Genomic DNA, 12,114 nt, shown 5'->3' on the forward strand with positions numbered 1-12,114 from the left:
AGATGTTGACTAACCTTTTTTTGTGTTTATACTTTACCCAAATGTAATAATATATTAAATCAAACTATTTTATCTACTTAGGAGTACATTGAAAACTTTGAATTGCTTACCTTCGCTATACAAGCACATAACATTATAAATAATAGAAAATGAAAAAAATAATTACCTATTTATCAGCTTTACTTCTTCTGTTTTCTTGTGCTACTGAATCAAAGCAAACAGAAGAAAAGAAGGAAGAAAAATCACTAGGAGTTGGAGAGGCTACTAGTGATCAAATGCCTAACCTTTATGGGGGAAAGATTGATCGACTTCCTAATTTCGAATCAAAATACATCGATCCTAGAAATGTCGATGTTTATATGCCAGAAGGGTATTCCAAAGACAAGAAATATGCGGTTCTTTATATGCACGATGGCTTAATGCTATTTGATTCAACGGTAACATGGAACAAACAAGAATGGGAAGTAGATGAAAATATTACCAAGTTATTGAACGAAAATAAAATTCAAGATGTGATTGTGGTAGCTGTACCTAATAATGGAAAGTATAGATCATCTGAATATTTACCTCAAAAATCATTGAAAGATCTTTCAGACTCTGATATGCAAGCTGTATTGAAAAAAAGAGTAGAAGGTAAATTACTGTCAGATAACTATTTGAAATTCCTTACAAGTGAATTGAAGCCATATATTGATAGTCATTATCCTACTTATTCTGATAGAGAGCATACGTTTGTAATGGGTTCAAGTATGGGAGGATTGATCTCGATGTATGCAATTTGTGAATACCCTGAAGTGTTTGGTGGAGCTGGATGTTTATCTACACATTGGCCTATGGTTTACGCTGAAGACTTTACAGATGCAGAAAACAAAGCAGTCACTGATGGGATAATCAACTATGTTGAAAATAATCTACCAGATCCTAAAACGCATAAGATCTATTTTGATTTTGGTACAGAAACATTAGATTCTCAATATGAACCTTATCAAAAAAGAGTTGATGTAATCATGAAAAAACATGGTTTTACATCTGAAAATTGGATGACTGAAAAGTTTCCAGGCGAAAATCACTCAGAAGTAGCTTGGGCAAAACGATTAAATATTCCTTTAGAGTTTTTATTGGGTAAATAAATCTAATATTGACAATGAAAAAAGCCAGAGTAATTTTTATTACTCTGGCTTTTGTACTACAAGATGTTTATGGATTAATTAAACATTTGCTGGAGCCCAATCTCCACAAAGCATACCTTCTGTTGCTTGTGCAGGTTTAGAACAGTTGTCTTTTTGGAAAAATGCACAGTTAGTACATTGAATAGCATTGATTAACTCAGATGCACTAGAAAAGCTGTCACAAGTATATTTCTCATTTACTTTAACATTGTGCACGTTGCATGTTAGTGATTCAGCTAACTCAGCACAGCTTTTGCAGTTTGATGATAATCTAATAGACATATTTTTATCGTTTAGGTTTAAACTTTTACTTCTTAATGGATGCTCAAATTTAAGTTATAAACTGCTATTAGAACAAATTGATATATATATAAATGGCTGAAAATGATCAGTTTGTATTTAGATTGTTTCTAGTTAAACTTTGTTGATAATTAGTCTAGATTACCCTCCTTTATTTAGAATTAGAATAAAAAAAATCAATGAATTAACCTATTGAAAATCCATTGATTATAATATTTGAATGTAAAAACCGCTTTATGTAAGCGTTACTGTGAAGCTCAAGTGATCAGTAAGGTCAACTTCTACATTTTGTTTTACGGTGGTTGATAATTCATAACCAGTGAAGCTAGGAATTACAGGGAACTTGTGATAGCCTCTATCCACCAAAACAGCTACTTGTAACTTTTCGATTCTAATCCCTAAAAAAGGTTTAATACTGTAAGCCAAAGTACGTCCGGTATTCAATACGTCATCAGCTAAAAGTATCACTTTACCTTCCATCTCTTTTAAATCTTTATCTACCTCGATGAAAGTTTGTAGTGGAGCAGTTTTATCAATCGTAATTTTAGTAATATCAGATGGAATAGTAGAAATTTTATCAAACTCAGCCTTCAATAATTCAGCAAAGTGATAGCCATTTCCTTTGATTCCAGCGAATATAATTTCTTTAGCTCCAAAGTTATCTTCATACACTTCAAAAGCTATACGGCGTATCTTTTGAACGATCTGCTCATGTTTTAAAATAACATTGCTAATAGTCGTCATGATTAATTATTTATTGAATATTAAACCATTAAACGATATCGAAATCAATCGATCGTTTTTCAATGTTTGTATCTTTTACTATAACTTTTACTTCATCACCTAGTTGATAAGTTTCTTTATATTTTTGACCTGTGACAATCATTGCATCAGAGTCAAAAATAAATTGATCATGGGTCATAGATGAATATCGAACGAGCCCCTCACAACGAGTATCCTTGAGTTCAATAAACATACCCCAATCTGTTAACCCAGAAACAGTACCTTCCATTTCTTCTCCCAGGAATTCAGACATAAACTCTACCTGCTTGTATTTGATAGACGCTCTTTCGGCATCTGCTGCGACTTTCTCCCTAGCAGAAGAATGTTTGCAACGTTCTTCAAATTCATTCTCGTCCGCAGATTTACCTTTGTCTAAATAATGTTGTAATAGACGGTGTACCATTACATCAGGATACCTACGAATAGGAGATGTAAAGTGAGTATAATGAGCAAAACCAAGACCATAGTGACCTTCTGGATTTGTGGTGTAAATGGCTTTTGCCATTGTACGGATGGCTTGTTGCTCAATGATGTTCTGTTCCGGTTTTCCTTCTACTTCCTCCGTTAAGTTATTTAGAGAGAAAGCAATTTTCTTTTCCGTTAGGTCTAGATCATAGCCAAAGCGCTTCGCAAATGTGGCAAATTGAGCTAGTTTATCAGGATCAGGATCACCATGTACTCTATAAACCATAGTTACAGGTTTGCTATCCTGCTTTTTACGGAAAATAGATTCAGCTACTCTTTTATTCGCGAGAAGCATAAACTCCTCAATCATTTTATGAGCATCCTTTCTGATTTTTGGAGTCAGTCCTGTTGGTTTGCCATTTTCATCTAAATCGAATTTCAATTCAATAGACTCAAATGAAATTGCACCATTTCTAAATCGAGCATCTCTAAGTTTGTGAGCGATGTCGTTTAGCGTATTAATTTCTTCTTGGAAATCACCTTCTTTGGATTCGATTCTTTCTTGTGCTTCTTCATAAGAGAAACGTCTGTCAGAATGAATTACTGTTCTACCAAAGGACTGCTTATAGACTTTACCTGTCTCATCCATCTCGAAGATCGCTGCAAAAGCTAATCGGTCAACATGCGGGTTTAAAGAACATAAACCATTGGATAATTTTTCAGGTAACATCGGAACCGTACGGTCCACCAAATAAACAGAGGTAGCTCTTTTGAAAGCTTCTTCTTCCAATAATGACCCTGGCGTTACATAATGCGATACATCAGCAATGTGAACACCAATTTCGTAATGGCCATTTTTCATCTTTCTTATAGAAAGAGCATCATCAAAGTCTTTTGCAGTAACAGGGTCAATTGTGAAAGTGGTTCTATCTCTGAAATCCTTTCTGTTTTTTATTTCATCTTCTGGAATTTCGTCAGGAATAGCATTAGCTTCGGCATCAACTTCCTTAGGGAACTCAAATGGGAGACCAAATTCAAACATGATAGAGTGAATTTCAGTTTCATTATCACCCGCTTTACCTAAAACCTTGGTAATTCTACCAATAGGTGACTTGTCATTTTGTTTCCATTGTGTAATCTTGGCAATTACCTTATCCCCATTTTGTGCATCTCCAATTTTCTCAATAGGAATAAATAGATCATAAAACATTTTACGATCTGAAGCAACCACAAAAGCAAAACGCTCAGAGATCTGTAGTTGTCCTACAAATTCATCTTTTTCACGTTTAATGATCTTAGTGATTTTAGCCTCATCACGTTTTCTTTGTCTATTGTAGAAAGTAGTGAACTCAACTTTGTCTCCGTTGAGTGCTCTGTTCATATTGGGTAGTAACACACGTATATCCTCAACCTCTTCTCCAGCAGGAGTATCGACGATTAAGAATGCAAATTTTGGATTGACAAAATCAACCGTTGCAGTTCTGGCATTTTGTTGCTCTTCTTGCAGCAATATAGATTGATATTTCTTACCTTTCAGAAGAATTTTTCCTTCATCTGCTAAGGCAATCATTATATATTTGAGTTTATCTTTATCAGTTTGACTTTTAATTCTAACATCTTTGACGATTTGTCGAAGACTAAAGCCCATTTCAGGCCTTGAATTTAAAAGTTCAATGATATTTTGTATGGTATGAGAATTAAGGCTACTTCTTCTTTGTACCTTTTTCTTTGTTTTTATGTTCTTTTTTCTGGTTTTTGCCATGCTTATGATTTACATCTAATAAAAGACGGATTAAGTTTGCTTGTAAAAAAGTAGGAGATGCCAACTTAATCCTTCTATTTGCTAAATTACGATAAAATCCTAGTTATAGGACGATGATTACGAAACTATGTTGAGAAGTTTTTACTTAACCCTTCAAATTTTAATTTTATTCACTTCTACTTATGCTCAGAAGTCTCAAAAACTATGGGAAAATGAGGAGGCGTTACAGTGTGCATCGTCTATTATGGATGCTTTGTATAAATGTGATTTCAAGACCTCTGATTCTTTGATGCTCAAGTATGTGGATATGATGGAGAGACATTCTTCCACAGCTTTACTGGAAGGATTGAATGTGTATTGGAGAAATGTACCGTTTGATTATGAGGATGAGGAAAAGATAAGTTTATTATTTGAGTCTTTAGATGAATGTATAGCATTATGTGAAGCTTCTTACAGTGAGGATGAAAATGATTTTGAGTCCATTTATTTTTTACTTTTAGCTCGGAGTGTAAAGGCAAGAACGTATAACCATATTGGTTCTACATGGAAGGCTGTATCTGAGGCGAAAGAAGTTTATTCTTTGACAATCAAGGGAATGAAAAATTTAGATCGTTTTGAAGAGTTTAACTTTTCATCAGGTATCTATAATTACTATCGTGAATTTTTTCCTGAGGCCAACCCTATTTACAAGCCCTTCTTAAGTTTTTTCCCTTCGGGTGATAAAAAATTAGGAATTCAACAGTTAGAGTTAGCACAGCAGCGAAGTGTTTTTACATCAACTGAAGCAGGCAGATATCTTATGTGGATTTATACTAGAAGAAAGGATAGTACAGCCTTGACTTTAGCATATCATTTCCTTGATAATTATCCTGAAAATCATCTTTTTGTTTTTGAAGGTCTAATAGCATTGATTTTTTTCGAAGAGTTTCAACGGAAAGAAATACTAGACTATATCTCTCTTATGGAAAACTCATCAGAAAAGTTGAATAAGATAGGGGGAATGATAATGAAGGGCATTTATTATTTTGAAAACGAGGACTATCAAACATCAAAAGCTTTATTGATGGAATCAGATAAACAGTTGCAGGAGTTGGAATCGAGAAAGGAATATATAGATTCGCCACTTTATGCTTATTTATACGCTCTCAACGTACTTCAAAAGAAAAAAGATCAGTCCAAGTTCTATAAAAGAAAAGCAGCTAATACTGAATATGGAATACGAATAATAAACCACCTCAATGAGAAGCTGCTTTCTAGATAATAATATAATATTATTCGAATAAATCTTTTTGAGTAAATTTGAAAGGCAATAAGTCAGATACAGATTGCATTTCATAAATATCTTTTTGTCCCTTCATCAAAAGACGAATTGGACTATCTTGTTTTACCTCGTATTCTAACATAGCTTGTCTACAAGCACCACATGGAGAAATAGGAATGAAGCTTTGTTCTTCTCCTTTTCTTGCAGCAATTGCCATTGTTAATATTTTTTGATCAGGGTATTGACCTCCTGCCCAGTAAATAGCACTACGTTCAGCACACATTCCGGAAGGGTAAGCCGCATTTTCTTGATTGTTTCCAGTGACTATTTGGCCATTTTCAAGAATTAAAGCTGCTCCAACATTAAAGTTGGAGTAAGGTGCATAAGATTTGAATGTAGCTTCTTCGGCGAGGCGTAAGAGTTCTTGATCTTCCTTGGATAATTCATCAATATTATCATAAGTGACAATTTCGATGTTAAGGTTTAATTTTTTTGCCATATCTTTTCTTATTTAGAAAATTAAGATACAGAAAAAGCCTTTAGAATTCATATCCTAAAGGCTTTCTTTGTCAAAAGTACTGTTAATAATTATTTTCCAGAACCTTTTCTTTGTACATCTTTGATGTCTTTACGAACATTGTCGTCATAAGCTACAATCCATGCATCTTTTACGCCCATTGCTCTCATATATTTTTTGAATTGATCAGCTTCACCGTAATCACGGAAGTAAGCAATAGTATATTTTTTTAGGCCATCTTGATCTTCCATCCAGAAGTTACCTTTATCTTGGAATTTTGATAAGTCACGATTTTTGAAAGCCCCAATTTGAACTTTATAAACAATACCTTTAGTATAATCATCACCTGAATGAGAAACGTTATTATCCATTTTCTTCTTCAGCTTCGCATTTTCCTCCTTTAAGTCAGCGATAGTGTTATCTTTTTCTTTTAATTGAGAATTAAAAGAACCTTTTTCTTGCTCTAATTTTGAAATTTCAGCTTTTAAACCAGATGCTTGACCTCTTAGCGTATTTAGCTCTTGTGTCATATCTCTGAATTTAAGGGGGTCAGTATTTTTTAGCTTTTTCTTCCATTCTTTTACTTCTGCTTTTTCATTTTTCTTTGAATTAGAAGATTTGCTTTTCTTTTTCTTTTTTTGGGCGTATAGATCGTTGTCTACAGCTATAAAACTAAATGCGATAAAGAGTAATATAAATATCCTTTTCATGGTAAAATTATTTTTCAATACTATTTGTTAAGAATAACCTTAAATAACGTTATTTTATTTTGTTGAAGAATGAAAAAAAGCAAGAATGCTTTATAAAAAATATAAACATAATTTTTTTCATCTAAAAACATCAATGTTTATGCCACTATATTAACGAAAATTGCTCTAACAGTAAAAATCTTTTTCTAATAACCTTTAAATTCGCAACACAGAGACTTATACACTGTAATTAAGATTTTTTCAATATAAACCATTATTTTTATGAACGCTGTATTGCAACGAGTTTCTTTCGCTAAAGTTGAAGTGGGAGGTATTGTGATTGGAGAAATTCAAAAGGGATTGATGATTTTGTTGGGCGTTAGTCAAGATGATGAAAAAGAAGATCTTCAATGGCTAGCTAAAAAAATAGTGGGAATGAGAATTTTTTCTGATGAAGAAGGGAAAATGAATAAGTCAGTACAAGATGTAGATGGGAATATATTATTGATTTCTCAATTCACTTTACAGGCAAGTACTAAAAAGGGGAATAGACCGTCTTATATTGGTGCAGCTCACCCCGATAAAGCGATTCCACTTTATGAAGAAATGATCAATACGCTACATCAACTTACAGGAAAAGAAATTCAAACTGGAGAATTTGGTGCTGATATGCAAGTTTCATTGTTAAATGACGGTCCAGTGACAATCGTAATAGATTCAAAAGATAAAAAATGAGATATTTTTTCTACATACTTTTTTCAATAATTACATTTTTTGCGAGTCAAAGGAAATCCTACGCCGTTGAGTTCCCAATACAAGATAAATGGCTGATTTACGAAAGTAAAGTAAATGGCTTTGTGCCATATATTCCTGACGAGCACCCTTTCGTGAGAAATTTCTATCTCCTTTTAGATGTTAAAAATTTAAATGGTTTGGGTGTAGAGTTCATCATTCCAGAAAATGCAGCGGTATTTGTCAATAACCAACTTCAAGATATTTCAAAAGAAAAAAATGGTCTTGTTTATTTCTCGAATTCTAAACTTAAAGAACAACAAAAAGTGACAGGAGAGCTTTTATTTGTTGTTAATACAATAGATGGAAGTGCACCACAAAGTTTTTTTGTGGACAAGAAGGTGTCGTATGATAAGTTGAATTCCAATGCAACAATGTATAAAAACAGTCATAAAGAGAAGATAAGATATCATTCTGACTTTAGAGAAATGCTTTTAATGTGGTCTTTGATTGTTTTTACTTTTGTAGGCCTTTCAGCGAAGATCGGAGGATTAAAAACAGGAGTCAATTCATTGATAAGATCTTTTGAAGGTGTGACAATGGGAAGAGGAGATACTACAAAAATGAACACATTACAGTTGATCATGTTTATTTTTAGTTTTACCTTAGTAGGAAGTCTAGCATTAATGCTGTTCGGAAATGGTGAGATTTGGCTTTCTCAAGTCACCTCTACAGAACTGAATAAAGACGTTTCAGCCTTTGCAATTAATATTTTCTATGTTATGGTTGCGATTTTAGGTTTTGTAGCGTTTCGATTGATAATAATTTATTTTTTAGGAAATATTTTTTCGAATACGAATATACCGTCGATTCATGGAGCAGAATTTTATAAATTAACATGGGTTTATGTACTGTTTTATATGATTATATGCGTTTTTTGGACACTAAATCCATTTTATATCTCTTGGGAGTTTATGCGGCTATTTATAGGGATTGGCTTTCTTATAAAGAGTTTTTTAGTGTATATCGCTGTATCTAAACAAGTAAACTTTAGAAATAATTATTTATTTTCGTATTTTTGCGCGACCGAATTCTTTCCTTCGTTGTTAGCGGTGAAGGTTTTCATTAGTTGAATTTCTTATAACTCAAAGTAAATCTTTTTTAACCTCGATTTACTACAAAAAAATAGATAAAACAACATGGCAAACGACATAGCAGGAAAAGTGGTGAAGAAAGCTGTGAAGTCAATATTGGTGTCTCAACCGGAACCCGCCAATCAAAATTCTCCTTATCACAAATTAGGAGAGAAGTATGGAATCCAAATTGATTTTCGTCCTTTTATCGAAGTAAAAGGCGTGACAGCCAAAGAATTTAGAGCTCAAAAGATTAACATCCTAGAGCATACAGCAGTTATCTTTACATCTAGAAATGCCATTGATCATTTCTTTAGATTATGCAAAGAACTAAAGGTTGAAGTGCCAGCAGATATGAAGTATTTCTGTATCTCTGAGCAAACTGCAAATTACCTTCAGAAGTATATTGTAGTCCGTAAGCGTAAGTTGTTTACAGGTTACAAAACTGCTAGGGACATGTTTGATTTATTCAAGAAGTTTAAAAACGAGAAGTTCTTATTCCCTTGTTCAGATATTAGAAAAGAGGATATTCCAGATTATATGGAGTCTAATAATATCGAAATGAATGAAGCGATCATCTACCGTACAGTTGCAGCTGATTTATCAGACCTTAGCGACATTTATTATGATATGATTGCTTTCTTTAGCCCTTCAGGCATCAAATCGTTATTTACGAACTTTCCTGATTTTGAGCAGAAGGAAACAAGAATTGCTGCATTTGGACCAACGACGGCTTCAGCTGTAAGAGATGCTGGTTTACATTTAGATGTAGAAGCACCTTTACCAAACGCTCCTTCTATGACAGGTGCAATCGAGTTGTATATAAAAGAAGCGAATGAGTAAAACCTTTACGCTTTAAGATATTGAAACACCACAGTTTTGTGGTGTTTTTTTTATGCTTGATATAAGGTAATACTTTATTTTTTTGTTAATTGTAGCAGAAGATTCCTAAAAATATAGTAACTTCTAACAGCACTTTATAAACGAAGAATAGAATTAATGTGTTAATTTCAGAATCTCAACAGAAATTAATTCAACTTGAAGCAAAGTACTTATCCTTCTCTTTATTTAGTCTGTAAATTATTTAACTCAATCATCAATTTTAGGGAGAATTGACCTAACCTGACTTATAAATTATGCATTTGACAAAATTTTTCATCATGAGCTTTCTTGTCATGATGTGTTCTCATCTTAGCTCTCAAGCACAACAAGATCCTCAATTTACTCAATACATGTTTTCAAAACCTTTTCTAAATCCAGCAGCTGTAGGGATGACTTCGGAAGAAACAGAAGTGGTTTTATTACATCGTACACAATGGCTAGGGTATGAAGGTACATTTGAAAAAGATGGTACATTGAATACTCAGTTTTTTTCAATAACCTCACCTATTCAATCGAAGAGATTAGGGGTAGGTTTCCATTTAGTAAATGATGATGTAGGATTGATGTCAAATCTTGAAGCGCAATTGTCTGTGTCATATTTGGTTCCATTAAAAAGTGGTTCTTTATCATTTGGGTTAAGAGCTGGAATTTATGATCGTAGCTTAAATACAGATAGGTTGAGATTTGTAAATGAAAATGACCCCTTATATAATGGAGGACAGCCTTTAAATTCGATTGTTCCCGATATTTCGGCAGGAGTATATTACCAAAGTGAAAAGATTTATGCCGGCATAGGAGCAAAACATTTATTAGAATCAGACTTTGAGGGCGGTAGTTCTTCCCCATTTAGTGCATTGGGAATGTCTTTTAATGGATTATTTGGAATGTCATTAGATGTCACTAATAATCTTATTCTTCAACCTTCTATTTTGATGAGAACGGATTTAAATAGTTTTACTTTTGATTTAACTGTTTTGGCGAATCTTCAAGAATGGGTGTATGTAGGTGCAGGGCTTAGAGAAATGGAAGCTTTAAGTGCATTGGCAGGCGTTTATTTGCTGAAAAATAGAAAATTACACTTAGGCTATGCTGTTGATTTTACCGTAAAAGATCAATCGGCCAAAGCACTGACTTCTCATGAGATATTACTTTCTTTTGGTTTTGGTGCATTTGGAGGGAAATCACCTTCAGTTATTAGAACTCCACGCTATCGTCATGACTAATTTCGACTCACTATTTTAACCTGTTTTTGTTTTTTTTTTCTCAATTTTAATTTTTTGGATTCATTTTTGTTTCATTGATGTTTGATAATGTTTAGTTATAATATATTAACGTTCATTGTCTAATAGAAAAAGAAACGTATCAATCCAATAGGAGAATTTTTTATCATATGAAAAGCTTGTCAAAGAAAAGGCTAATAGGAGCGTTAAGCATTTTGGCTGTCTTAACACAAAGTTGTGGCGGCCTACTTGGAGGTGGTAGTGATTCCGATCAAGGTAACCTGATTGGTTCACAAGATCGACCTGAATGGGATCCACAAGTAATACCTTATGGAATGACTAGTGTACCAGGAGGAACATTCCACATGGGACAGGCAGATGAAGATATTACTTACTCTATGATCAACATGAACAAACAAGTTACAATTAGTGGCTTCTTCATGGATGAGACTGAGATCACAAATAATGAGTACCGTCAGTTTATTGAAGGTATGGAAGCGGAATCTGATACTAGTGCAGATTGGACTTTCGAGCAAATTCAAGAAGAATTGCGTCCTGATACAACAGTATGGGAAAAAGATTTTACTTACCACATGGGTGAGCCAATGCAAGACTATTATTATAGTCACCCTGCATTTGACGATTATCCAGTTGTAGGTGTTACAAGAAGAGCTGCGGTAGAGTTTTGTGCATGGAGAACAAGACATTACAATGGTTACAGAACAGAACAAGGACTTGCAGAGATGCCTGCATTTAGATTACCAACAGAAGCAGAATGGGAATATTCAGCAAGAGGTGGTCTGGATATGGCGAAGTACCCTTGGGGTGGTCCTTATGTGAGAAATGGTAAAGGTTGTGCGTTAGCAAACTTTAAGCCAGGTAGAGGTAACTATTATGATGACGGTTACTCTTATACATCTCCAGTTGGAGCTTACTTCCCTAACGGATTTGGTCTTTATGACATGTCAGGGAATGTAGCTGAGTGGTGTGATGATGCATACAATCCATCGGGTTATCCAATTGTTTGGGACTTAAACCCTACTTATACAGATCCAAATGAGCCAAAGAAAATCGTAAGAGGCGGTTCTTGGAAAGATATCCCATATTATATCCAAACGGGAACAAGATCATACGAGTTCGAAACACAAGCAAGATCATATATAGGGTTTAGGTGTGTTATGATTAATCTAGGTAGATCATCTGGATTAGATTATTAGTAAAGTGAACCTAAACAAGGAACACAAGTTTATCCAAAACAATC

General features: G+C 33.8%; 12 protein-coding genes. 7 read left to right on the forward strand and 5 right to left on the reverse strand.

All coding sequences use genetic code 11. The features are described 5' to 3' along the window. Window positions 1-149 precede the first annotated feature (149 nt). Window positions 150-1,130, forward strand: coding sequence for an alpha/beta hydrolase (locus PL77_RS26045; protein ID WP_044211765.1), 981 nt, complete (start codon window positions 150-152; stop codon window positions 1,128-1,130). 78 nt (window positions 1,131-1,208) lie between these two features. Here the strand turns inward: PL77_RS26045 and PL77_RS26050 are convergent, their stop codons facing one another. The 3 genes from PL77_RS26050 to rnr form a co-directional block, all read right to left on the reverse strand. Further along, window positions 1,209-1,451 carry a hypothetical protein gene (locus PL77_RS26050; RefSeq protein ID WP_044211768.1) on the reverse strand — a complete coding sequence of 81 codons (243 nt, stop codon included), beginning with the start codon at window positions 1,449-1,451 and terminating at the stop codon, window positions 1,209-1,211. A 252-nt stretch (window positions 1,452-1,703) separates the two neighbouring features. Beyond that, entirely contained in the window at window positions 1,704-2,213 is a 510-nt protein-coding gene (locus PL77_RS26055; RefSeq protein WP_044211770.1) for a phosphoribosyltransferase family protein, read from the reverse strand. Window positions 2,214-2,241: 28 nt separating this feature from the next. Further along, window positions 2,242-4,419: a ribonuclease R gene (rnr, locus tag PL77_RS26060; protein ID WP_044211771.1), complete on the reverse strand. Its 2,178-nt coding sequence runs from the start codon at window positions 4,417-4,419 to the stop codon at window positions 2,242-2,244. A gap of 127 nt (window positions 4,420-4,546) precedes the next feature. Between rnr and PL77_RS26065 the strand changes: the two genes are divergently transcribed. Next, on the forward strand, window positions 4,547-5,680 hold the full coding sequence (locus PL77_RS26065; RefSeq protein WP_044211773.1) for a hypothetical protein: 1,134 nt from the start codon (window positions 4,547-4,549) through the stop codon (window positions 5,678-5,680). A 10-nt stretch (window positions 5,681-5,690) separates the two neighbouring features. Here PL77_RS26065 and cdd read toward each other — a convergent pair whose 3' ends face one another. Next, a complete protein-coding gene (cdd, locus tag PL77_RS26070) occupies window positions 5,691-6,179 on the reverse strand; it encodes a cytidine deaminase (protein ID WP_044211776.1) in 489 nt (162 codons plus the stop codon). An 89-nt stretch (window positions 6,180-6,268) separates the two neighbouring features. Then, a complete protein-coding gene (locus PL77_RS26075; RefSeq protein ID WP_052444744.1) occupies window positions 6,269-6,907 on the reverse strand; it encodes a hypothetical protein in 639 nt (212 codons plus the stop codon). A gap of 261 nt (window positions 6,908-7,168) precedes the next feature. Here PL77_RS26075 and dtd point away from each other — a divergent pair, with 261 nt between their 5' ends. The 5 genes from dtd (at window position 7,169) to PL77_RS26100 (ending at window position 12,070) form a co-directional block, all read left to right on the forward strand. Continuing rightward, window positions 7,169-7,621: a D-aminoacyl-tRNA deacylase gene (gene dtd, locus PL77_RS26080; protein WP_044211779.1), complete on the forward strand. Its 453-nt coding sequence runs from the start codon at window positions 7,169-7,171 to the stop codon at window positions 7,619-7,621. After that, the gene (locus PL77_RS26085) at window positions 7,618-8,751 is read left to right on the forward strand and encodes a DUF4271 domain-containing protein (RefSeq protein WP_044211782.1); all 1,134 of its coding nucleotides are present in this window, start codon (window positions 7,618-7,620) and stop codon (window positions 8,749-8,751) included. Before dtd ends, PL77_RS26085 begins: the two co-directional genes overlap by 4 nt. Window positions 8,752-8,817: 66 nt before the next feature. Beyond that, entirely contained in the window at window positions 8,818-9,594 is a 777-nt protein-coding gene (locus tag PL77_RS26090; protein WP_044211785.1) for a uroporphyrinogen-III synthase, read from the forward strand. A gap of 317 nt (window positions 9,595-9,911) precedes the next feature. Further along, complete coding sequence (locus PL77_RS26095; protein ID WP_172665953.1) at window positions 9,912-10,856, forward strand: type IX secretion system membrane protein PorP/SprF; 945 nt, start codon at window positions 9,912-9,914, stop codon at window positions 10,854-10,856. A 167-nt stretch (window positions 10,857-11,023) separates the two neighbouring features. After that, window positions 11,024-12,070, forward strand: a complete 1,047-nt coding sequence (locus tag PL77_RS26100; RefSeq protein ID WP_172665954.1) for an SUMF1/EgtB/PvdO family nonheme iron enzyme — start codon at window positions 11,024-11,026, stop codon at window positions 12,068-12,070. Window positions 12,071-12,114: the final 44 nt, after the last annotated feature.

The organism is Flammeovirga sp. OC4, assembly GCF_000812565.1.
Lineage (GTDB): Bacteria > Bacteroidota > Bacteroidia > Cytophagales > Flammeovirgaceae > Flammeovirga.